Genomic DNA, 23,823 nt, shown 5'->3' with positions numbered 1-23,823 from the left:
ATGCACTGAATTGCCAACAGCAATCCAGCTAACAAGCCGCAAAGGTAGGATTCTTAGGCGTAATAATGCAGGAAAAAGCGCTTTAGCTCTTCGTACTCCTCGTTGCCAATAGCCGGGAAGTTGGCCACCCGGAAGGTGTTACGCTGCCACGGTCCGTAGCCGTTGCCCAACCGGATGTTGTGGTGCAGCGCACGCTTCTTGATGTCCTCCACCAGTCGCTCGTTCGCCTCTAGCACCAACACCGTTTTAGAACGCACCTCTTCGTTTTCGATCAGCAGCTTAAAATCGTTGAACTGCCCGAAGAATTCATACAGCTCGTTTGCGCGGTCGGTTAGGTCGATGTCGAGTTGTTTGATAAAAGGCCTGTCCTCGAGCATACGCTTGAGCAGGTAGATGTTGAGCGTGTTGGGTGTGTGTACCGTCTGGTAGTTCAGCATCTTTTCGTAGAGCGACACCAGACTGTTGTAGTGGCTGCGCTCGTTCATTTGCTTGGCCCGGAAGATGGCACGTGGCGAGCAAACCAGTATACCCAGTCCCGGCGGCAGACCGAAACACTTCTGTACAGAGGCAAACCAGATATCGGCTTTGATGTACTTCAGGTTGAGGCCCGCCATGGAAGAGGTGGCGTCCACGGCCGTGAGCGTGTCACGGAAGCGGTTGTGGAGGTTGAGTATTGTCGAAGCCGTTACCTGCGTTCCGTTGGAGGTTTCGTTTTGGGTGAAGCAGATCAGCTCGGTGTCGGTGCTGATATCTAGTTCCTCCACCGGCATGGCCTCGTTAATGTCGAAGCGCACACCCTCCGCCTCAGGACGCATTTTTTTAGCGTACTCATACCATTTCTCCCCAAAAGAGCCATTATAGATGTGGAAACTCTTCTTTTTGGTAAGGCTTTGGATCAGGATCTCCCAGCACTCGGTGGCAGAGGAGGTAAAGAAAATATAATAGTCCTGCGGAATGTTGAGGCGGCGTTTGAGCGAGCCAACCACTGTGCGCGATAGCTGCACAAACTGTTCTCCGCGGTGCGGAGCCCCCAAAATACCCTCATCGTACGCATCTGTCAGGTAGCTGCGCACTTCCGGATATATCTTAGACGGTCCTGGATAGAAATTCAACATGGAGGGTAATATAAAGAATTATAGTATTGCTACTATAGGAAAAAGCAAATATTTAGTGAACGGAATTCCGGTGTTGTGACGCTATTTTTTGGAGCCAAATCCGATTTGCTTCGGCTTCATGCGCTCAAAATACTGCAGCGCCATTCGGTAACTCTCCAGACCGAAACCAGTGATCACCCCTTTGCAGAAAGCGGCAAACATGCTTTTATGACGGAAAGCGTCGCGGGCGTATACGTTCGATATGTGTACTTCGATCACAGGTGTTTCGATGGCTTTTATGGCGTCGGAGAGGGCCACCGAGGTATGGGTATAGGCGCCGCCGTTGAACACGATGCCTTTGTAACTGAAGCCTACTTCGTGGAGCTTGTCGATCAGCACGCCCTCGGTGTTGGACTGGAAATAGGATAACTCCATGTCCGGAAAAGCGGTTTTAAGTTCCTCGAAGTAGGACTCGAAGGACTCCGTGCCATAGACGGATTTTTCGCGGACGCCCAGCAGGTTCAGGTTGGGGCCGTTTAGGATCAGGATTTTCATAGTTTTAGGGTATAGATGCGTTTTCAGCTTAAATAAGCAGCTGCAATTTAAGGATTAACTATCTTTGCTTTTATTTTTTGACAAAAGAAAGTTTTCTTTACCCTTGCCAACCAACCTATGAAGTGGCCTATTTGCATTACCCAGTTCGAACAGTACCTGCGCCTCGAAAAGTCGCTTTCCGGTAACTCCGTGGAGGCCTATCTGCGCGACATCCGCAAGCTGACTGATTTTCTGGAGATCAAAGGTATGCAGGTTCAGCCTGAGCAGATGACTCCGCCGGTGCTGCGCGAATTTTTGGAATGGGTGGCTGAGCTTGGTATGACGCCGCATTCGCAGGCACGCACGCTGTCAGGTATACGGGCTTTCTACAAGTTCCTGATCATGGAAGACATGATCACTGCCGACCCGACCGAGACCATCGAAGCCCCGAAGCTGAGCCGTAAACTGCCGGATACGCTGCACTTCCACGAGATAGAGCAACTACTGGCCGCCATCGACTTGTCTACGCCAGAAGGAACCCGCAACCGAGCCATGCTGGAGACGCTCTACAGTTCCGGACTGCGTGTGTCGGAGTTGCTGGACTTGAAGCTGAGTAACCTCTACGAAGACATGGGTTTCTTGAAAGTGGCCGGTAAAGGCGACAAAGAGCGACTGGTTCCGATCGGGCGCGATGCACTCAAGCACATACAACTTTACCGCGAAGGCGTGCGCTGCCATCTTACCATCAAAAAAGGCCACGAAGATTATGTTTTCCTAAACCGACGCGGCGCCAAGCTCACGCGCGTGATGGTCTTCACGATCATCAAAGACTTAGCCGCCAAAGCAGGTATACAGAAAACGGTGAGTCCCCATACCTTCCGCCATTCCTTCGCCACGCACCTGATCGAAGGCGGCGCCGACTTGCGTGCCGTGCAAGAGATGCTGGGCCACGAGTCTATCACCACCACCGAAATATACACCCACCTCGACCGCGACTACCTGAAGCAGGTAATCAAAGATTATCATCCGAGAAGCTAGATTTTTGAGAGTCACGAGTCCTGAGTTGGGGTCTTGTAGGGACAGGTCTCGACCTGTCCGAATCGTGCACCAAACAATTAACATTTGCCGGGTTGGTGTCCTTAAGCACAGACTGATTCCATACCAAACCCATTAAACCAAGCGTTCCTCTAGAAGTCAATAGACAACACAATTCTAATACTCCGCATGCGACTTACCTTTTACCGTATACTTTCCATAGTACTCTTTTCCTTTGCTTTACCTTTTCTCACCACCGCCCAATCCGTCGACGACATCACGCCGAAACCTGTTGAGGTGATTAAGGAGGCTAGAGGTCATGTGACCATCGATGAGAAAGCCCAGATCGTGTTTGATAAACAGTTTGGGGCGCAGGCTGATTTCCTGCAGGAGATGCTGTCCGCTCAGACCGGGCTGAACCTGCAGGTATACCCTAATACAAACACTAAGCCCAAAGCCAGCCACCACATCCGATTGGTATTCGACAGTAAGAGTATCGACAAAGCCGAGATGTATACCTTAACGGTATCCGGCAAAGACGTAACAATCCGCGCCAAAGACACCGGCGGCATAGTATACGGCATCCAGACCTTGCTGCAGCTATTTCCGCTTAAGCAAGTAAAGGAAGTGAGGATTCCGGATGTGCAGATCAAAGACTATCCGCGCTTCGCTTACCGGGGCATGCACCTCGACGTGGTGCGCCACATGTTCCCACTGGAGTTCATCAAGAAGTATATCGACTACCTCGCTTTTCATAAGTTCAACACCTTCCACTGGCACCTGACCGATGACCAGGGCTGGCGTATTGAAATCGAGTCCTACCCGAAGCTAAACACGGTCGGGTCGTGGCGAAAGGAAACCCTAATTGGGCACTTCAAAGACGAGCCTGCCCGGTATGACGGCACCCGCTACGGGGGCTACTATACCAAAGACGAGGTGCTGGAGGTAATCAATTACGCTTCTGTGCGTGGCATCAACATTATACCGGAGATCGATATACCCGGGCACAGTCGCGCCACCATTGCTGCTTACCCGGAGCTCAGCACCCGCCCCGATACCACTTGGAATGTAGCGACCACATGGGGTATGTACAACCGCCAGAACAACGTGCTGCAGCCAAACCCGGCAACCTTCCAGTTCTTGGAGACGGTGTTTCAGGAAGTAGCTGACCTATTCCCTTATGAGTATTTCCACCTCGGCGGAGACGAAACCAGCAAAATATGGTGGAAGGCAGATCGGGTATCCCAGCAGTTTATCAAAGAGCACAACCTGAAAGACGAGAAAGGCCTGCAAACCTATTTTGTGGAGCAGGTAGCCGGTTATCTTGCTGCCAAAGGCAAGAAGGTAATTGGCTGGCACGAGATTTTGGAAGGAGACCTGAATACAAATACTTTGATCATGAACTGGGGAGGGGAGAAGGAAGGTATAGCCGCCGCCAAGCGCGGCCACCAAGTGATCATGTCGCCGGGCAAGCCGCTTTACTTTGACCACTACCAATCTAAAGACCCGAACGACAGCTTGGCCATTCACGGATACAACCCGGTAGATGCGGTTTACGCCTTCGATCCGGTGCCGAACGCCTTGCGCGAACAGAAACTGGAGCGCTACATCATCGGGGCACAGGGCAACGTCTGGACCGAATACATAGGCAGTGAGGCGAAGGTAGAGTACATGATCTTCCCGCGCATGACCGCCCTAAGCGAGGTGCTGTGGTCTCCTCGTGAGAAAAAGGACTATGCCGATTTTAAACGAAGGTTAAAGAAAACTATCATCCCACGCTATACCTTCTGGAATGCCCACTATTTCCGCAACTTTGAGCAGTGGACGGTAGAGAAGTAGGGTTGAAAAAATTGTTGTCAAAAAATGAAAGGTTAATATAGTAAATAATTGATATTTACTATATTTAAAAATTGTAATAACACAGGCTGTGTTCAACGCATGGCCTGTGTATTTTTTTACCTTTTTCAACCAATTTCCAAGCTTTTTATGACAACAACTTTACTCGAAAAAGAGAAACAGACTACCCACTTCTCTTTCACTGGCAAGGGCTCCGACTACTTCGCCATCGAAATTGTAAACTTCCTGCTCACAGTCGTGACACTCGGGCTTTACTACCCTTGGGCAAAGGCCAAGTCCCTGCAGTACCTGTATCGTAAAACTGAACTCGCTGGTACACCATTCGTTTTCCATGGCACCGGTAAGGAGATGTTTATCGGTTTCATTAAAGGGGTCGGTATCTTTATAGTCTTGTATGGTATGCTGTTTTTTGGTCTGCTCACCGAGACGCCGTTCATCATGGTACTGTCTTATTTTGCCTTTTTGGTAGCCTTCTTAGTGTTAGTGCCTGTGGCGTTGCATGGCATGATGCGCTACCGCACGTCCCGCACGAGCTGGCGCGGCATCCACATGGGCTACCGGGGCGAGCTTTCTGACATGATCACGACTTATCTGGTAGGCTTCTTCCTGACTATTTTCACGCTTGGCGTCTACGGATCGTGGTTTGTGGTGAAGCTGCGCAAGCAGATGATCGACAACGTGCGCTTTGGCAATGTGAGCCTGCGCTACGTGGGGGATGGTGCTGATTTGTTCCTGATCAACCTGAAAGGCTATTTCTTTTCCATCTTCACGCTGGGTATTTACTTTTTCTGGTACGTCAAAAATGTGCTGCATTTCTATGTAAACAACATTGTGGTGCTGCAGGAAGATGGAACGTATAGCCGTTTGCAATGCCAAGTTTCAGGCTGGGATATGCTTAAACTAACCGTAGGCAATATCTTTATCATTGTATTCACACTCGGGCTGGGTATCCCGCTCACGACTACCCGCACCATGTCTTTAATCATGAACAACACCGTGATGAGCGGGGATTTTGACGCAGATGCGCTGGTGCAGACCGAAGAAGCTTATGACTCGGCTGTGTATGAGAGCATGACAGACATGATGGATATCGGTGTCGTATAGCATGACGTTTGAAGGTAAATACTATAACGGACGAAGCTCCAAAGGCATGCCGGCGCAGATCACCCTGCGTCCGGATGGCCTTCGGATAGACTATAGTGCCGATGAAGAGGTGGGCGCTGTGCATTGGGAGACGGCAGGTATACACCAGTCCGAGTTCAACGACGCGACCACACTGCTGCGTTATGGCAAGTTTCCGCAACAGAGTATTTCAGTTGTAGACAAGGGATTTAGGGAAGCGCTGCTGCAGTACTATCGTGGGGCAGCCTTCCTGAAGTCCGGCTACAACAGTGTGTTGAGACTTGGTACCTCAGGTATAGCCGTTATGGCTTTGAGTCTGCTGGGCCTGCTGGTGGCCTTTGTCATCTGGGGTGTGCCGGCACTCGCCGACCGGGTGGCCATGCATTTCCCGCAAAGCTATGAGCGCCAGCTTGGCCAGCAACTCTATGCGAAGATGCTACAGGGTTATCAAGTGGACGACGAAAAAACAGCCGCCTTGAACGAATACCTGAACACGCTGGACACCGGCTCGGACTACCCGATTACAGCAGCTGTGGTTACCAGCGACGAGGTGAATGCCTTTGCCATACCGGGCGGTTATGTGGTAGTGTATGATGGTATAATCGACAAGATGGAGCACCACGAGGAACTGGCCGCATTGCTCGGACACGAACTGGGGCACGTCCAAAAGCGACATTCGTTGCGAGCCCTGACAAGGAGTTTGTCTTATTACATGCTGGCATCCCTGTTATTTGGCGACATAAGCGGTGTTGCGGCGGTGCTAGTCGACAATGCCTCAGCACTTCGCAACTTGGAGTACAGCCGCAGTCTGGAACTAGAAGCGGACCAAGAGGGCTTGGAGCTGCTGCGCCGGAATGAGCTGAATCCCCAAGGTGTCGTGCTGTTGATGGAGCGCCTGCAGAGGGCTAGTGAATCCGAAATGCTGACATTTTTCAGTACGCACCCTAACACAAAAGATCGCATAGAGGCTTTGAAAAAACAAATAGGGGAGAGCGAACAGCCATACGGCGAACATCCGGAACTGGAGGGGCACTGGGAGCAACTGAAAGCAAGATAACCAAGCAGTTTTATGGAGAATAACTATCTTTGCGGGCAGCAAACCTAACCCAAAACCCGCTGCCGTGTATAAGAGCCTCATCCGTCCGCTGCTTTTCAAATTAGATCCCGAGAAAGTTCATTACCTGACTGCCGATGGGCTCAAGACTGCCTTTAGTCTGCCTTTCGCCAAAACTGTCAGCCGCAATATGTTCAAGGTAGAAGACAGGCGATTGGAGCGGGAGCTGTTCGGTTTGAAATTCCCCAATCCGGTAGGCCTTGCAGCTGGCTTCGATAAGGACGCCAAACTGGTGGACGAGCTGGCTGAACTGGGCTTCGGTTTCATCGAAATCGGCACGCTCACGCCAAAACCGCAGGAGGGCAACCCGAAACCACGCCTGTTCCGCTTGCCGGAAGACCAAGCCATCATCAACCGCATGGGCTTTAACAACGAGGGCGTGGATGCGGCCGTGAAGCGACTGCGGGAGCGTAAGAGCAACATCATCGTGGGTGGTAACATTGGCAAAAACAAAGTAACACCGAACGAAGAAGCGCTCAATGATTATCTGTACTGCTTCAAAGCGCTGTATGACGTGGTGGATTATTTCGTGGTGAACGTAAGCTCGCCCAATACACCAGACCTGCGTGCCCTGCAGGAAAAAGAACCACTACAGCAATTGTTGATGGCGCTGCAGGAACTCAATAACTCCATGCCGAAGGCAAAGCCTTTGCTTTTGAAAATCGCCCCGGACCTGAATGAAGCTCAATTAAATGATATAATCGAGATTGCCATAGCCGCCAAGCTAAGTGGTATTATTGCCACGAACACCACCATCAGTCGCGAAGGCTTACACACCCCCAACACACGTGTTTCCGAAATAGGGGCCGGTGGCCTCAGCGGCAAACCACTCACCAAGCATTCCACCGAAATCATCCGCTACCTGCGCCAGCATTTGCCCCCCGAAATAAAGATCATCGGAGTAGGCGGTATCATGACGGCGGAGGATGCACAGGAGAAACTGGATGCCGGTGCCGATCTGGTGCAGCTTTATACCGGGTTTATTTATGAAGGTCCGGCGTTGGTTGCCGATATCAATAAGAGGTTGCTGGGATAACCTCCCCCCGGCCCCCTCCTAAAAATAGGGGCTACTCATTACTGTTCGGAACATAAGCGCTGGTTAGTATGTGCCCAGCAGATGTTTTGAGGGCAGAACTGTCCCCTTTAGGGGACCATAGGGGTGTCCACTTAAGCGGATTTTCATACTCTTAATAAAAGCATTTAGTAGCTCGAAGGCTTATTTACACCCCTATAATCCCCTCAAGGGGATAGTCTCCTCTAGAACCTAAAAGTCCTGCCACCTCGGAGGAGGTCCAAAAAATTAGCACATTTCCTGAAAAGCCTTCGGATTTGCTGAACGGTTTGTGCCGAAAAAATGTAAATTTGAAATCTTAATTAGTCGAAGGGTATGGCAAAGAACACTTACAGAAACGATGCGGTTAGCACCGGGAGGGCGAGGAATGAGGTACGTGGCCGTAATGAACCACGCAACACCAATGCTCCCGCCGGGGAAAAGACAAAGCAGAAGAAAGCTAAAAAGCCTTTTTTCAAAATGCCGTCTTTCAAGCTGAACCTGAAGGCGCCGGCTTTTTTGTCGGACCGCCGCTTTAAGCTGTTCATTGGCTTCTCGTTTCTGCTAATCTCCTTCTTCATGACCATTGCGTTTGTGTCGTATCTGTTCACGGGTGCCGCTGACCAGAGTGTGGTGGAGTCGGTACAGGGTACGGGACTGAAAGAGTCTGGACAGGAGGCCGAGAACTGGCTGGGCCTGTTCGGGGCTTGGGTGTCGCACTACTTTATTTATGAACTACTGGGTATAGGCGCTTTCTTTCTGATACCTGTTTTTTTCTTTGCCGGCAGCCGCATCGTGTTCCGCTGGAAATCCATCTCCATGTCCTACATATTGGGACTGTGCAGCTTTTCTATGCTGTGGCTGAGCCTGACGCTGGGTTATATTGTGCTGACTACCGACACCGTAGGGCAGTTGGGCTTTATGGGCGGTGGCATTGGCATCGAAACCGCCACTTGGCTGAGCAGCCTCATTGGCTGGGGCAGTGGCCTGCTGCTAGGCTTTCTGCTGCTTATTTTCCTTGTGTTCTTCTTTAATATCACAAGCATTAACTGGAGCAAACCGGCTGCCGATGAGGAAGAAGGTGATGTGGAAATTGACAGAGGAAGCGCTTCTTCACTACGTGAAGTGGTGCACGGGTCTGCCCGCAACATCAACCACAACGCCGACCCGACGGCTTCGCTGGATGCGGACGAGGAAGAAGACATCTTACTGGACGAAGAAGAGGAAGAGGCCATCAACCGCGCCCTTGAAATGGAGCTGAGTTCCCTGAAGCCAGAACCTCCGAAACAGACGCCTCCTGTTGCAACTCCTACACTTGAGCTCGATATCGAGAACGAACTGGAAGAAGAACTGGCCTATGATGAATTCGACACGGCTGAGGGTGAAGGGGAGGAAGAACTGGACCTGCAGATAGAGAAAACGCCGGAAGAGGAGGCCGCCGATGTGCTGGCCACCGAAAACTACGACCCGACGCTGGACCTCGCCCGCTACCAGTACCCGACCATCGATCTGCTCACCGACTATGGTACCAGCAAAATACAGGTAACCAAAGAGGAGCTGGAAGCCAACAAAGACAAGATCGTGGCCACACTCGGTCACTATAACATAGGTATAGCCAGCATCAAAGCGACTATCGGCCCGACCGTTACGCTCTATGAAATTGTGCCAGATGCCGGTGTGCGTATCTCTAAAATCAAGAACTTGGAGGATGATATCGCCCTGAGCTTAGCGGCTCTGGGTATACGCATCATCGCGCCTATACCGGGAAAGGGTACGATCGGTATAGAAGTACCGAACACCAAGAAGGAGATGGTGTCAATCAAGTCGATCCTTTCCACGGAGAAGTTCATGCGGAGCGAGATGGACCTGCCGATCGCTTTCGGTAAGACCATCACCAACGAAGTGTTCATTACGGACTTGGCCAAAATGCCGCACTTGCTTATGGCGGGTGCTACCGGTCAGGGTAAATCAGTTGGTCTGAATGCCATCCTGACCTCGCTGCTCTACAAGCGCCACCCTTCTCAGCTCAAGTTTGTGCTCGTGGACCCGAAAAAGGTGGAACTCTCGCTGTTTAACAAAATAGAACGCCACTTCTTGGCTAAGCTGCCGGATACGGAAGAGGCGATCATCACTGATACCAAAAAGGTGGTGAACACACTCAACTCCCTCTGTATGGAGATGGACATGCGCTATGACCTGCTCAAGGATGCCGGCTGTCGTAACCTGAAAGAGTATAACAAGAAGTTTGTAGAGCGTAAGTTGAACCCGAAAAAGGGACACAAGTTTATGCCGTACATCGTGCTCGTGATTGACGAGTTGGCTGACTTGATGATGACAGCCGGCAAAGAGGTGGAAACGCCGATTGCCCGTCTCGCGCAGTTGGCCCGAGCCATTGGTATACACTTGGTTGTAGCCACGCAGCGACCGTCAGTGAACGTGATCACGGGTATCATCAAAGCGAACTTCCCGGCGCGTATCTCCTTTAAAGTAACGTCCAAGATCGACTCCCGCACTATTCTTGATGCCGGTGGAGCCGACCAGCTGATCGGTCAGGGTGACATGCTCTTCTCGATCGGTTCAGACATGATCCGTATTCAGTGCGCTTTCGTGGACACGCCGGAGGTGGATCGCATTTGCGACTTCATAGGTGAGCAGCAAGGGTATAACGATGCCTACCTGTTGCCGGAGTTTGTGGGCGATGAGAGCGGTGCCGAGAAGTCTGACTTCGATCCGAGCTCTAAAGACCCGATGTTTGAGGAGGCAGCCCGTATTATCGTGCAGCACCAGCAGGGCAGCACCTCGCTCTTGCAGCGCCGCCTCAAGCTGGGCTACAACCGCGCCGGCCGCCTGATCGACCAGTTGGAGGCCGCAGGTATAGTAGGTCCATTTGAGGGAAGCAAGGCCCGCGAAGTTTTAATTCCGGATGAGTATAGTTTGGAACAGTTATTGAATACGTTGTAGAAAGAACGAAACAAGACACTAATAAAATGAAAAGAGTATTATCCCTCCTGCTGGCTGTATTTATGTTTGTGAACTTGGCGAATGCGCAGCAGGACCCGAAGGCAGGCAAGATACTGGACCAGATGAGCCAGAAGTACAGAAGCATGAAAGGCTTTAAGGCCACTTTTGCTCAGACACTGGAGAACCCTTCAGCTAAAGTTAAAGAGACAATGGAAGGCGACATTTTGGTAAGCGGTCCGAAGTACAGACTGGCCGTGAGCGGTCAGGAAGTGATTAATGACGGCAAACTGATGTGGACCTATCTGAAAGATGTGAACGAAGTGACCATTACCGAGAACGACGCCGAGGCAGAAGCTATGTCGCCGAGCAAGATCTTCGACATGTACAAGAAAGGCTACAAGTATGCCTATGCCGGTACAGAGAAGCAGGGTGCTGAGGTGTTTGATGTGATCGAAATGGCTCCGGAAGACCGCAACAACCCGATCTTTAAAGTGCGTCTGTATATCAACCAAAAGGACAAGACGCTTAAGAGCTGGCAGATGTTCCGTAATAACGGCAACCGCTATACCTATACCATCAAGAACTTTCAGGCGAATCCGCAACTAGCCGCCGACGCCTTCAGCTTTAACAAGGCCAAGTACAAGGGGGTGCAGGTGGTAGACCTAAGATAATCCGACCAATTTTTATGATAAAAGAAAAGAGCTGCTCCGTTTGGGGTAGCTCTTTTTTTGTAGCTTTGCTATACCTGAACCATAGCCCCTATACCTGTCATGACCAGAGAAAAGCTGTTTGAGCAGATCCTCCAGAAAAAATCTTACCTGTGTGTTGGCCTCGATACGGACCCCAAGCGCCTGCCTGAGCACTTGCTCGACAACGAGGACCCGGTGTTTGAGTTTAACCGCCAGATTGTGGAAGCGACCGCCGACCTGTGCGTAGCTTACAAACCGAATATCGCCTTTTATGAAGCACAGGGGCCTAAGGGCTGGGTAAGTTTGGAGAAAACACTGCAGGTTATACCGGAGGAGATCTTCACGATAGCCGACGCCAAGCGCGGCGACATCGGCAATACCTCGGAGTTGTATGCCAGAGCTTTTTTCGAAACCATGAACTTCAACTCGGTAACAGTGGCGCCTTATATGGGCTCCGACTCCGTGAAGCCCTTTTTAGTGCAGCCCGGCCGCTGGGTGATTTTGCTGGCGCTCACCTCTAACCCCGGCAGCAAAGATTTCCAGATGCTGAAGCTGTCGGACGGCAACGAAGAGTACCTGTTTGAGCAAGTGTTGCGCGAGAGTGCCAATTGGGCCAGCACCGGGCAGATGATGTATGTGGTAGGTGCCACGCAAGCCGAGTATATTGAGCGGGTGCGCGCTATCGTGCCCAATCACTTCCTGCTTGTACCGGGTGTAGGAGCGCAGGGCGGCAGCCTTGAAGAGATTTCAAGGCTGGGTCTGAACCAGCAGTGCGGCCTGTTAGTAAACTCATCCCGCGCCATCATCTACGCCTCCTCCGGCCGTGACTTTGCCGACCGTGCCCGTGAGGCCGCTTTGGAGGTACAGAAGGAGATGGAGCAGTACCTAGAGCAGTATGTAACGCATTTGTAAGATAGTGTAGCAGTCAAAACTGCTTACCGCTTAAACCGCTATACCTGAGCCATGAAGCTGGGGTATGGCGGTTTTTAGTTTAGGGCCTTCCCTGAGATATGCTACTCAGGTGAAGCTGATAACTCTTATCTCGTTTTGATTTAAGTGGTTATTTTCAAAAGTGGTGATTTACAATATGTTAGTATTTTGATAGGCTTTTATTATCCGTTTATAAACGGTTATACCCGTGTTATTAAACGTTTAAAAACGACTGTCTCGGTGTTTTATGAAGCTGTTTATAAGTTGATTTATTGATAAAGTTCAAGTAAATGCTTTATGGGCTCAGGTAAAATTGGTGAATTGTTTACCAAGCTGGGTTTAGCATTAGCATTGTGCACTAAATTTTAACTAACCTTAAAGATGTATGCTAATAATCAGGAAATTGTATATATTGAATTACTAAATGAAAAGTGTCTAATTAGGCTATTAAAGCAGTTATTTGCTATGTAGGCTAAAATTAACCAAAGAAAAAGACCTCCACCTATATGGCGGATAAACGGAATAGACTTCCGTATATACAGTAGTTATGCTGCATTGATAATTAAGGAAGAAGTTTGGATAGTTACTTTTGAATTTATAAAGAAGAAGCTCTACTGAAATGCTAAGTCTAAAAGCCCTTGCCGCTTTGCTTGTTGTTATCTCTGCCAATCGTTTCGTATTAGGTAGACTCAGCAATAGCACTGTTAGTCTATCTACTTCAGTTGTTTTCTTTATAAATGCTGTGTTTTTAGTAGTACTTATAAACTGGTTTTTAAGTCTTTCATCTGTTGAAAGTTCAACTGACACCTCTCTTTTCAATCAAGTACTAGACTTGCACTCTCTCGCTGTTAGAATTAGAAATTCGGTAGTTATTGTAAGCTTATTTTACCTGACCTATGGTGCTTATAGAGAATATATAACAAGTAGAAAAAAACCTTTTCTTGTGCTGACAATACTCCTATTGAGTATGTCAATCCTTTTTGCAGCTGGAGTTATGATTGCAGGAGCATTTATCCTGTAACTTGATTTTGAAGCAGTGAAGAGAAAAAAATGAAGAACAACAAAGCATAACAAAACCTATAAGTTAGCTACGCCATCTTATAGCAGAGCCGTTAAACATATAAAGCATAAAGTTACTATCTTAAAAATCACACTAGTTTAATATCAAACATTGTTTTCACACTCCTTTACCCTAAGCTATGCAACTAACGATTGTTTACCTATTTAGCTTGCTGGGTATCTTGCAAACACCAGCAGCGGACAGTTTGGTCATCTTCAATCCCAATCGCACTTACTCCTATCAAGCTTCCTTCGTAAGCCCCTCTGGCGATACTTTATCCAGAGAGCAGATAACACTCCAACCTAACGGGCAGCCATGGAAGTATGATAAAACCCAAACCGCCTTTGAAATCCAGTACAATAATACGCCCGAAGATTCGCTTACTTTTCTATCCTATGTAAACCCGCAGTCTAAGAAAAAGAAAAAGCCAAAGAGCTATGTTTGGATAGATGCTGAAACTACTGGCGCTATAGAGGATGAGCACCAAGTCTGGATGCATCCAATCAGGAGTAATCAGTATAACTACACCGAAATAGCACCATTCCCAAAGGTTATGCTGGATTCGCTGAAAGCAGGTGGAGAGTGGAATAATGTCTTGGTGATTATGATGGGCTGGGGTGCGTTCAAAGGGAAGGTAGACAATCACTATCAGGCAGTACGGCAGGAAACAAGAACGTATGGAAGCCTTACCCTTGAGAATTGTTGGCTTATCCGCTCTATTGGTAGGCACAGCAAGTTAGGCAATAGCCATCTCGACTTCTATTTTCACCCTAAGTATGGCTTTGTTGAAATGAATTACCGCTTTTACGATGGGGCAAAGATTTCCTATGTGTTGGAGGAAGTAAGAGAGAAGGGGGTATAACATTACACCATCACAACTCAACTGGCTTCTGAGCCTGCTTTTAGCTAAAAAGTAAAATCACGGTTGCCAACACAGTTCATATTATAGGCTGCGGCTATACCCCGTTCGCTTTTTATACCAGCCTTTACAATTGATGAATTAGATGCTCAAAAAAATTTACCCACTCATACTGCTTACCCTACTTGCTATAAGCTGTACTAACTCCAAAGTTTCGGTTGCAAACAATACAGAGGAAGTCAGCTATATCATAGAGACGCGGGACATTGCTAATTTTTGGATTGCGTACGATAGCTTGGCAACCTCCGAAGACAGCATTCGAACCTTCCAAACACTATACCTCGATAAAGCAAGTCCATACTTCAAGGAGTTTCTAAGAGTTCGTAATTTCAGAGCGAAGGAATATGTACGTTTGGTGAGAAACATGCCTGAGTTCTGGAAAACAATCAGGCCGCTAACAGAAGACATTCAAAACAGGAGTTCAGAACTGCATCCAGCTTTCCGTAAATTCAGCGAGCTTTATCCCGCTTTTAAGCAGCCAGATGTGTGCTTTGCCATTGGGGCACTCCGTACAGGCGGAACAATATCTAATGGGTTGATCCTCATCGGCGCAGAGATAGAAGCGACTGATCAGTCCGTTAACCTTAGTGAGTTTGAAAAAGGCGACTTCATAGGGTCAGTCTTGAAGTATAAAACAGGTGATATTGTCAGCATGGTCATGCATGAAGCCGTGCACACGCAACAGGTAGCCAGCGATAGTACAGATACCTCTCTGTTGAAGGAAGCCATTGAAGAAGGGGCCGCTGATTTTATCGCATCGCTTCTTTTAAAGAAAGTAACGTTGAGCAAAGCCATTTATGACTATGGTATCGCCCACGAAAAGGAGTTGTGGCAGGAGTTCTATGCAGATGTTAAAAACGGGAAACCTCTGTCAAATACGGACTGGATGTATAACTACCATTCAAACAGACCAGCGGATTTGGGCTATTTTATCGGCTACAGAATATGTGAGTCTTATTATAATAAGTCACTTGACAAAAAGAAGGCAATCCAAGACATCATCCTGATGGCAAATGCAAAGGAGTTTCTGTTACAGAGCGGCTATGCTGAGAAACACGGGAGTTAACCCAGAAATAGATTGCCACTAAAGGTTGAATGTTAGTAACAGCAGGCAGGCGAAGGATATACACCAAGCGGGCTGCAGGTTTATAAGGTATAGAAACTATCTGGTGGTTGTCTTTACTTTGAAGTGATACGTGCCTGAAACCGCTTTTTCGTTGGTGCTGTTGTTTAGCTCGTAGGCTGTCATCGCATACCTGCCCTTTATAGAAAATACCGCTGAACTACCATCTCTGCCCATGTACTTCACGGCGGTGATTTCATTGTAAGACTCTTCCGATAAGCCCCCTTTGCTCACCAGCCGCGCACTGCTGCCATCTGTCAGAGGAAGCTTAAGTGAAAACTGAAACGGACCGTCATTCTCTGTATACTCCGCTATCGCATATTTCTTCAGGTTGCTTGAGTTTACTATGGCCGAGCTGTCTTTCGGGAATGAAAGGAAAAAAGTATTTTTAGTAGACTGAGAGGTGGCAGAAACATAGTAGTTCTGATTGTCTAAGCCATAAGAAGGCAAGTCTAGTTGGCTGCAGTCAATGTTGCGGGACCAATCCGGGGTTTTGAAGCTGAAGTGTAGGCTATCGCTAACGCCTCCTGTATCAGGTGCGGGGTCATCTTCTTTGTCGAGTACATCGCAGGAAAAAACAAGAGCAGCGACCAGCAATGAGGTCAGGTAAACGGGTAGTCTTTTGAACATATCTGGGTGCATGTTGGCTAGATACTGGGCTTGCCATAGAGGTTTAGTCAGCAGATAGCACGGTGGTTTATGATAAATTAAAGCGGAAATGAAAATATACCTGCAAAAGTAGGTTGGATAGGTATGGCAAGAAATACCCAACTTTGGGTATTTCTTGCCATAATAGTAGGGTGGTGTACTGTAAACAGAAGAGCCAATGCAACATGCATTGGCTCTTCTGTTTATAATATGAAAATTGTATTAGAAGGCTTAGGCATTAAAACTTGTCCTACACCGCTTTCCGTTCTATCTCCCGCAGGTTCTCCATTTTCTTGTTTCTGAGGAAGCCGTTTATGTCCTCGAAGTGCTCGCGAACGCGCTTGTTGCCGAACTCAAATACCTTATCAGCCAGCCCGTCAAGGAAGTCGCGGTCGTGCGATACGAGTATGATAGTGCCGTCGAAAGCCTTGAGGGCGTCTTTTAGGATATCCTTGGTTTTGATGTCGAGGTGGTTGGTCGGTTCGTCCAGAATGAGCAGGTTCACCGGCTGCAGTAAGAGCTTGATCATGGCCAGTCGGGTCTTCTCACCGCCTGAGAGTACTTTTACCTTCTTCTCGATGGTATCGCCGCTGAACATGAAAGCACCCAACAGGTCCTTCACACGGGTGCGGGCATCGCCCACGGCAATCTCGTCAATGGTCTGAAAAACGGTCAGCTCGCCATCGAGCAGGGCGGCTTGGTTTTGGGCAAAGTAGCCGATCATACAATTGTGGCCCAGTTGCAGTTTACCTTCAAAGTCGATCTCACCCATAATCGCTTTCACCAGCGTAGACTTACCCTCACCGTTCTTGCCCACGAAAGCCACTTTCTCACCGCGGTTGATGGTGATGGAAGCATCTTTGAACACGGTGTAGTCGCCGTACTTCTTGGTAAGCTCCTCCACGATAACAGGGTAGTTACCCGAGCGCGGCGCAGGTGGGAATTTGACATTCAAAGCAGAGGTATCCACTTCGTCCACCTCCACGATCTCCATCTTCTCCAGCATCTTCACACGCGACTGCACCTGCAGGGTTTTGGAGTAAGTACCCTTGAAACGGTCAATGAAAGTCTGGATATCGGCAATCTCTTTCTGTTGGTCGTCGAACTGTTTCTGCTGCTGCTCGCGACGTTCTTTGCGAAGCTGCAAGTATTGGCTGTAAGTAACTTTATAGTCGTAAATGCGGCCCATCGTTACTTCGATGGTGCGATTGGTGATGTTGTCCACAAAGGTCTTATCGTGCGAGATTACGATCACGGCCTTGGCGTTGTTCACCAAGAAGTCTTCGAGCCACTGGATGGACTCGATGTCGAGGTGGTTGGTTGGTTCGTCGAGCAGGATCAGGTCCGGCTTTTGAAGCAGGATCTTAGCCAGTTCGATGCGCATGCGCCAGCCGCCGCTGAACTCGTTGGTAGAGCGGGTGAAGTCTTCGCGAGTAAAGCCCAAACCTTTGAGTGTCACCTCTACCTCCGCATCAAAGTTGATCTCCTCGATAGAGTAGTACTTCTCACCCAACTCCGATACCTGCTCAATGATTTTGTAATAGTCGTCGGAGTCGTAGTCGGTGCGGGTTTCGAGTTGTGCGTTCAGCTCGTCCATCTGCTTTTTCATGTCAAGGACCTTGGCAAATGCCTTAGAAGCCTCCTCGAACACGGTGCAGTTGTCATCGGTGAGCAGGTGCTGCGGCAGGTAGGCGATCACGGCATCCTTCGGGGCCGACACCTTGCCACGGGTAGGCTTGCTAGCGCCCGCTATAATTTTGAGCAGGGTAGACTTGCCTGCTCCGTTTTTTCCCATCAGGGCGATGCGGTCGTTTTCGTTGATGTTGAAAGAAACATTGCTGAAAAGGGCCGCCCCATTGAACTCCACGCTTACCGCGTCAACTGAAATCATAATCATTTAATTTTAAGGCTGCAAAGATACAAAAGTTTGGGAGTTTAGGGTTTTGAGAGTTTAGGAGTTGATGCGTTTAAATTGTAGCGACGTTATAAGCAGGTATAACCTGTCCCTACAAGTCAAATTCCTAAACTCCCAAACTCTGACTTCGTAAACTTGTCAAACCCAAAACCACCTGTTATGAAAGAAGAGTTCCTGCACTATATCTGGCAGCATCAGTATTTCGACAAAACGGATTTGCTGACAGTGGAAGGGGAGCCGGTGCAGGTGCTGCGGGTGGGGATGTATAACACCGATGCCGGGCCTGATTTTAAGGAGGCGATCATCAGAGTAGGGGAGGTGGAGTGGTCGGGCAGTGTAGAAATCCACCTGCGCGGCTCCGACTGGCGGCGACACCAGCACCAGCTCGACTTCAAGTACAATCAAGTGGTGCTGCATGTGGTGTGGGAGGCTGACGAAGCCGTTCGGCGCACTGACGGCACTTTTATACCTACACTGGAGCTGAAAGCTCGTGTGAACACCGCCTTGCTGCATACTTACGAACAGTTGCGTCGGGCGTCTTATGCTATACCTTGCGCCGGCTTCTGGCCGCAGGTGCCCGATATCACCAAGACCATGATGCTAGGGCGTGCCCTCACCGAGCGGTTGGAACTGAAAGGAGAGGAGGTGCTTCAGGTATACCGGCAGTTGGGCAATGACTGGGAGGCCACCTCTTTTCAGGTGCTGTGCAAAGGTTTTGGGTTTAAGATCAATCAAGAGCCATTCGAGCGGCTGGCCCGGACGCTGCCGATGCAGGTGGTGCGCAAGCACCAGCACGATCTGTTTCAACTAGAGGCTCTGCTATTCGGGCAGGCGGGTTTTTTGGCCGAACCTGTTGACGAGTACAGCACGGCGCTGGCCAAAGAGCACGCCTACCTCAGCCGAAAGTATAACCTGCAGGAGCTGACCATGCCTCGACACCACTGGAACTTCCTGCGCATGCGCCCCGCTAACTTTCCGACTGTTCGGCTTGCGCAACTGGCTGCCTTGCTTCATAAGCACAAAAGCCTATTTTCTACCATCATCCAAGCAAAAGACGCGAAGAGCTACGATGCGCTGTGGCAGGCGCCAGTATCTGCTTATTGGCAAAAACATTATACCTTTGGAGCGGAGTCGCGAGCCGTACAGGTGCAACTGGGCAAGTCGAGTGCCCAAAACCTGACTATCAATGTGGCAGCGCCCCTGCTGGCGGCCTATGCCGTGCATGCGGGGCAGTTGGAGCATCTTGACAAAGCAGTGGACCTGCTCGAGAAGGTGAAGGAAGCCAGCAACCGCATTACGCGGCAGTACGAGGAACTGGGCTGGAAAGCCGCTTCTGCCGCCGATAACCAAGCCGCGCTCGGACTCTACAAGCGCTATTGCCAGCCGGTTAACTGCCTGCACTGCGCTATCGGCAACAAGATTATGAAGCAAAATATACCAACTACGTGAGTATTCTGATTTACGGCCTGAACCTGCTGGTATTGGCTGGGCTGGTATGGTGGCTCTGGAAGCAAGACTGGAACCAACAATTACGGGCATTCTTTTTCCCAGCGCTGCTGCTTAAATTGGCTTGCGGGTTGCTGATCGGGGTGCTGAGCTTTTATGTGTTTGATAAAGGCGACACGCAGCTCTACTACAAACGGGCCCTCCTGATGACCGAGATGGCGCAGGAGCAGGGAGTGGGTACCTACCTGCGCTACCTCTTCTTCAACGATCCGGTCGGAACCCCGCTGGAAGGGCTTCAACGTCCTTTTTATGAAAGTGCTTGGAACATGCCCCGTCTGCTGAGTGTGCCTATGCTGCTGACTAATGGCAATTACTATCTCAGTTCGCTGTACCTGTCGCTGTTCAGTTTTGCCGGTCTGTGGTTTTTCGTAAACGCAATGTCCCGCTACTTTACAGCTACTACTATACCTGCGGTTGTGGCTTTTCTGCTCTTTCCTTCAGTGGTGTACTGGTCCTCGGGTGTGCTGAAAGAGAGTGTGCTGATGGGGGGAATGGGATTGCTGCTGGGCAGTAGCCTATACCTGCTGTTTGGGAAGCTGAGACGAAAGCCAGTGCTATACCTGTTCCTGTTCGTGCTGGGCCTATACCTGATCTGGCTTGTGAAGTATTTTGTGGCGGTGGCGCTCGTCCTGATGCTAGCCTTGGTCCTGCTCCTGAAAATAATCTTTTATAACCCGAAACTGGCGCGCCTCCACTGGCTGCCAAAGCTGTTGGTCCTGTTATTCCTGTTTTCAGGCATAGCTTTTTTGGGCACACAGCTAAATCCGAACCTGCATTTGGAGGTTCTGCCAGATGTGGTATACCTGAACTACCAGACCAGCCTCATCGCTTCACAGGGCAAACCACGTATCGACTTTCCTTTCTTGGAGCCCACCTATTTAAGCTTTGCCCTGCATTCTCAGCTGGCCTTTATAGGCATGCTGTTCCGGCCCTTTATTTGGGAGGTATACAACGTACGCACTTTTGCCGCTGCGCTCGAAAACACGGTGCTCCTGCTGCTGACTTTCGGTTTTTTGCGCGACCTGTTTGAAGAGGGGCGTGTAAAGTGGCGCCATGGTTATCTGCTCACGGCAGTGCTCGTCTTTGTATTTGTGATGGGCGTTTTATTGGCCTACAGCATGCCAAACCTTGGTACCTTGAGCAGATACAGGGTGGTGGTACTGCCTTTTGTGGTATACCTGTTGCTGCTCTGTAAGACCAACAGTAGCCTACTCAGTTACTTGCTTCCTATATGTCAGCGCCAGCAGGAAGAGGACGAGCCTACACAAATCGCTGCAGATTAGCGCTAATCTTTGTACCTTTGCACCTTATTTGAAATAGGCTATGCAAAATCCGGTAATTATACTTGGTGCCCAAAAACTGGGTACGGCAGCTCTCGATATATTCAACAGCAACAACGTGGTGGTGTACTGCTTTCTCGACGACAGCAAGGAACTGCAGCAGCAGGAACTGAACAATGTATCGGTGATGAGCAGCACTGAAGACAGTGAATTTCTAAAGCTGATCGGCAAGAAGTGCGATGTGTTTGTGGCCGTGGAAGATTCCGCCGCTCGCAAAGGCCTCATCAAAATGCTCAAAGACGAGTATAAGGTGGTGCCTGTAAATGCCATCCATAAATTTAGCTCGGTGTCAGAGTTTTCTTGGCTGGGCCACGGCAACATGATCGGGGCAGGAGCCGTGATCAATAACAATGCAAAGCTCGGCAACTACAACGTGATCGAATCCCGTGCCTTGGTAGATACCAAAGCCGAGATCGGTGATAACGTGCAGATCGGTGCAGGTGCTATCATCAACTCCGAAGTGGTGGTGGAAGACGGTGCCTTTATCGGAACAGGCGCTGTGATCGTGTCAGGTGTGAAGATCGGCAAGAACGCCCGCGTAGGCGCAGGCTCTGTGGTTGTAGCCAACGTGCCCGCCAAAGCCACTGTGTTCGGCAACCCAGCCGCGCCGGTTAAGTAATTTTATGCCTGTCCTATTTTCGAAAACCGAACTGACCAAAGTCATTTTTGGTTAAAAAGAAAAGCAGGAAATTTGCGAGGATTTAGAGTTTGAAATGTACCGACGTTACACTGTAACGTCATGGTGTTATGTAGCATTACCGTTTCATTGTAGGGATAGTTCGCGACCTGTCCGAATCGTGCACCCAACAATTGAGCAATTATCAATAAACAATAAGCCCCACAGGGGCAAAAAATCAAATAATTTTAATCAAACACTTAGCTGAAACTAAGCAGTTATGAACAAGCCATACAGCATACTACTGTACTACTGCTACACACCGATAGCAGACCCAGAGGCGTTCCGGGAGGAGCACCATTTACTTTGCCTTGAGCTGAATCTGCTTGGCCGCATCATCATTTCCAAAGAGGGGCTCAACGGCACCGTGTCCGGTCTGAAAGAGGACTGCGATAGGTATATGGAGATCGTGAAAGCCGACCCGCGCTTCGCCAAAGTCGACTTTAAAGTAGACGAGTCGGATAAGCATGCTTTTGCGAAATTGCATGTGCGTACCAAAGCTGAAATTGTGCACTCTGGTTTGTTGCATATAGACCCGAACGTGCGCACAGGTATACACTTGGAGCCGAAGGAGTTCAGGGAAATGAAAGACCGCGAAGATGTGGTGGTAATGGACATGCGCTCAGATTATGAGTACAGCGTGGGCCGCTTCAAAAATGCCGTGACGCTGGATATCGAAAATTTCCGTGAGTTTCCGGAGAAGATTGATGCCCTGAAAGAAGAGCTGAAAGGTAAGAAAATTTTGACCTACTGCACAGGCGGTATCAAGTGCGAAAAAGCCAGCGCGTTCCTATTGGAGCAGGGCTTTGAGGACGTTTACCAACTGCATGGCGGTATTATCAAATACGGCAAAGAAGCTGGCGGCGAAGACTTCGAAGGCAAGTGCTATGTGTTTGACAACCGTGTAGCCGTGGAGGTGAACTCCGTGAATCCAAAAGTGATTTCGACGTGTCATGTATGTGGCACTGTGGAAGACCGTATGGTGAACTGCGCCAACCCCGTGTGCAACCTGCATGTGCCAATCTGCGAGAAATGCGGATGGGAGCTGGAGGGTGCCTGCTCAACAGAGTGCAAGGAGCACCCTGAAAAGCGCTCTTACGATGGCACAGGCTATTACCAGAAGAACTTGAATGGATATAATCCGCTGAAAGGATTCAACCGCCGCAAGACTTCTGCCGTATCTAAGTAAGTATTCTCTAAAGCTCAGAAAAGCGTGCGCCCACCAGCCACGCTTTTCTTTGTTTCTAACATAACCAATTCTATGGCAATTCCAGAATCAGAACTGATCATCAATAAAAACGGCACCATTTACCATCTCAACCTGCAGCCGGAGCATATTTCAGACACGATCATCACCGTAGGTGACCCGGACCGTGTGGCTATGGTAAGCAAGTATTTCGATGAGATTGAGGTACAGATTACCAAGCGGGAGTTCGTGACGCACACTGGTTACTACAAAGGCAAGCGCATCACAGTCATTTCGACAGGTATGGGCACCGACAACATTGATATTCTGATGAACGAGCTGGACGCGCTGGTGAACATCGATTTCCAGTCGCGGGAGCCAAACGAAGAGAAAATCTCCTTAAAGATTGTACGCATCGGTACTTCGGGATCGCTGCAATCAGATATTCCACTGGGCAGTCACCTTGCTTCGCACTATGGGGTTGGTCTGGATTCGCTGATGGAGTTTTACCCGCTGGAGCAGGACGAAAACGAGCAGAGTATTTCTAAAGCCTTGCAAGAGCAGTTAGGTGTCGGCTTCCGGCCTTACGTGGTAAATGGCTCTAAGAGCCTGATCGAGAAGATTGCCTTTGATATGATTCCGGGCAATACGCTGACCTGTCCGGGCTTCTACGCTCCACAGGGCCGTGTGCTGCGTGGCGGACTTCGCAACCCCGATCTGCTCAATGTATACCAAAACTTCCGCGTATGTGATTTTCGTTTAACCAATTTTGAAATGGAGACAGCAGGCTACTATGCCATGGGCCGTCTCTTGGGTCACGAGATGCTATCGCTCAACGCCATCGTAGCCAACCGCATTTCGCAGGAGTTTGCTACCAATGCCGAGGAAGTGATTGACAGCCTGATTGTGAAGGTGCTGGAGAGAATCTAGGGAGTTTAGGAGTTTGAGAGTTAAAGAGGTAGAAAGTTTAAGTTGACTGTAGGGACAGGTCGCGACCTGTCCGAATCGTGCACGGACATTCCTTTACTTTTCGGTTTTACAAACTGGCAATCTACACAACTCT

The 23,823-nt window shown here is 49.4% G+C and carries 20 protein-coding genes; 16 read left to right on the top strand and 4 right to left on the bottom strand.

The features are described 5' to 3' along the window. Nucleotides 1-53 precede the first annotated feature (53 nt). Together Q1A04_RS08255 and aroQ are read right to left on the bottom strand one after the other, a co-directional pair. Entirely contained in the window at nt 54-1,115 is a 1,062-nt protein-coding gene (locus Q1A04_RS08255) for an aminotransferase class V-fold PLP-dependent enzyme (protein WP_299703846.1), read from the bottom strand. 81 nt (nt 1,116-1,196) lie between these two features. Next, nucleotides 1,197-1,649 carry a type II 3-dehydroquinate dehydratase gene (aroQ, locus tag Q1A04_RS08250; RefSeq protein ID WP_299703843.1) on the bottom strand — a complete coding sequence of 151 codons (453 nt, stop codon included), beginning with the start codon at nt 1,647-1,649 and terminating at the stop codon, nt 1,197-1,199. 117 nt (nt 1,650-1,766) lie between these two features. Between aroQ and xerD the strand changes: the two genes are divergently transcribed. The 11 genes from xerD to Q1A04_RS08195 all read left to right on the top strand — a co-directional run bounded on the left by xerD (nt 1,767) and on the right by Q1A04_RS08195 (nt 15,432). After that, complete coding sequence (gene xerD, locus Q1A04_RS08245; RefSeq protein ID WP_299703840.1) at nt 1,767-2,666, top strand: site-specific tyrosine recombinase XerD; 900 nt, start codon at nt 1,767-1,769, stop codon at nt 2,664-2,666. 186 nt (nt 2,667-2,852) lie between these two features. Then, entirely contained in the window at nt 2,853-4,502 is a 1,650-nt protein-coding gene (locus Q1A04_RS08240; protein WP_299703837.1) for a beta-N-acetylhexosaminidase, read from the top strand. A 147-nt stretch (nt 4,503-4,649) separates the two neighbouring features. After that, on the top strand, nt 4,650-5,624 hold the full coding sequence (locus tag Q1A04_RS08235; RefSeq protein ID WP_299703835.1) for a DUF898 family protein: 975 nt from the start codon (nt 4,650-4,652) through the stop codon (nt 5,622-5,624). 1 nt (nt 5,625) lies between these two features. Beyond that, complete coding sequence (locus Q1A04_RS08230; RefSeq protein WP_299703832.1) at nt 5,626-6,699, top strand: M48 family metallopeptidase; 1,074 nt, start codon at nt 5,626-5,628, stop codon at nt 6,697-6,699. 64 nt (nt 6,700-6,763) lie between these two features. Further along, nucleotides 6,764-7,792, top strand: coding sequence for a quinone-dependent dihydroorotate dehydrogenase (locus Q1A04_RS08225; RefSeq protein WP_299703829.1), 1,029 nt, complete (start codon nt 6,764-6,766; stop codon nt 7,790-7,792). Between the two features lie 351 nt (nt 7,793-8,143). After that, nucleotides 8,144-10,768: a DNA translocase FtsK gene (locus Q1A04_RS08220; protein ID WP_299703827.1), complete on the top strand. Its 2,625-nt coding sequence runs from the start codon at nt 8,144-8,146 to the stop codon at nt 10,766-10,768. Nucleotides 10,769-10,794: 26 nt separating this feature from the next. Then, nucleotides 10,795-11,439, top strand: coding sequence for an outer membrane lipoprotein carrier protein LolA (locus Q1A04_RS08215; protein ID WP_299703825.1), 645 nt, complete (start codon nt 10,795-10,797; stop codon nt 11,437-11,439). A 99-nt stretch (nt 11,440-11,538) separates the two neighbouring features. Next, nucleotides 11,539-12,369, top strand: a complete 831-nt coding sequence (gene pyrF, locus Q1A04_RS08210; protein WP_299703823.1) for an orotidine-5'-phosphate decarboxylase — start codon at nt 11,539-11,541, stop codon at nt 12,367-12,369. A 637-nt stretch (nt 12,370-13,006) separates the two neighbouring features. Then, nucleotides 13,007-13,408 (top strand): hypothetical protein, encoded by a 402-nt coding sequence (locus tag Q1A04_RS08205; RefSeq protein WP_299703821.1) that lies wholly within the window; start codon nt 13,007-13,009, stop codon nt 13,406-13,408. Nucleotides 13,409-13,586: 178 nt separating this feature from the next. Then, nucleotides 13,587-14,309: a hypothetical protein gene (locus Q1A04_RS08200; protein WP_299703819.1), complete on the top strand. Its 723-nt coding sequence runs from the start codon at nt 13,587-13,589 to the stop codon at nt 14,307-14,309. 292 nt (nt 14,310-14,601) lie between these two features. Next, nucleotides 14,602-15,432 (top strand): DUF2268 domain-containing putative Zn-dependent protease, encoded by an 831-nt coding sequence (locus Q1A04_RS08195; RefSeq protein ID WP_299703816.1) that lies wholly within the window; start codon nt 14,602-14,604, stop codon nt 15,430-15,432. 96 nt (nt 15,433-15,528) lie between these two features. On the opposite strand, the gene Q1A04_RS08190 is transcribed toward Q1A04_RS08195, so the two are convergent. Together Q1A04_RS08190 and Q1A04_RS08185 are read right to left on the bottom strand one after the other, a co-directional pair. Further along, complete coding sequence (locus Q1A04_RS08190; protein WP_299703813.1) at nt 15,529-16,131, bottom strand: hypothetical protein; 603 nt, start codon at nt 16,129-16,131, stop codon at nt 15,529-15,531. 256 nt (nt 16,132-16,387) lie between these two features. Further along, complete coding sequence (locus tag Q1A04_RS08185) at nt 16,388-18,028, bottom strand: ABC-F family ATP-binding cassette domain-containing protein (RefSeq protein ID WP_299703810.1); 1,641 nt, start codon at nt 18,026-18,028, stop codon at nt 16,388-16,390. Nucleotides 18,029-18,211: 183 nt separating this feature from the next. Between Q1A04_RS08185 and Q1A04_RS08180 the strand changes: the two genes are divergently transcribed. The 5 genes from Q1A04_RS08180 (at nt 18,212) to Q1A04_RS08160 (ending at nt 23,690) form a co-directional block, all read left to right on the top strand. After that, nucleotides 18,212-19,501, top strand: coding sequence for a DUF2851 family protein (locus tag Q1A04_RS08180; protein ID WP_299703807.1), 1,290 nt, complete (start codon nt 18,212-18,214; stop codon nt 19,499-19,501). Beyond that, nucleotides 19,498-20,841 carry a hypothetical protein gene (locus Q1A04_RS08175; RefSeq protein ID WP_299703804.1) on the top strand — a complete coding sequence of 448 codons (1,344 nt, stop codon included), beginning with the start codon at nt 19,498-19,500 and terminating at the stop codon, nt 20,839-20,841. The genes Q1A04_RS08180 and Q1A04_RS08175 overlap by 4 nt, the downstream gene beginning before the upstream one ends. A 40-nt stretch (nt 20,842-20,881) precedes the next feature. Next, entirely contained in the window at nt 20,882-21,517 is a 636-nt protein-coding gene (locus Q1A04_RS08170; RefSeq protein WP_299703801.1) for a NeuD/PglB/VioB family sugar acetyltransferase, read from the top strand. Between the two features lie 277 nt (nt 21,518-21,794). Continuing rightward, nucleotides 21,795-22,763: a rhodanese-related sulfurtransferase gene (locus Q1A04_RS08165; RefSeq protein ID WP_299703798.1), complete on the top strand. Its 969-nt coding sequence runs from the start codon at nt 21,795-21,797 to the stop codon at nt 22,761-22,763. Between the two features lie 72 nt (nt 22,764-22,835). Continuing rightward, a complete protein-coding gene (locus Q1A04_RS08160) occupies nt 22,836-23,690 on the top strand; it encodes a nucleoside phosphorylase (protein WP_299703795.1) in 855 nt (284 codons plus the stop codon). Nucleotides 23,691-23,823 lie beyond the last annotated feature (133 nt).

This window comes from uncultured Pontibacter sp., from assembly GCF_947499215.1.
GTDB lineage: Bacteria > Bacteroidota > Bacteroidia > Cytophagales > Hymenobacteraceae > Pontibacter.
The sequence above is the reverse complement of the archived record's forward strand: the minus strand, read 5'-3'. Positions and strand labels throughout refer to the sequence as shown.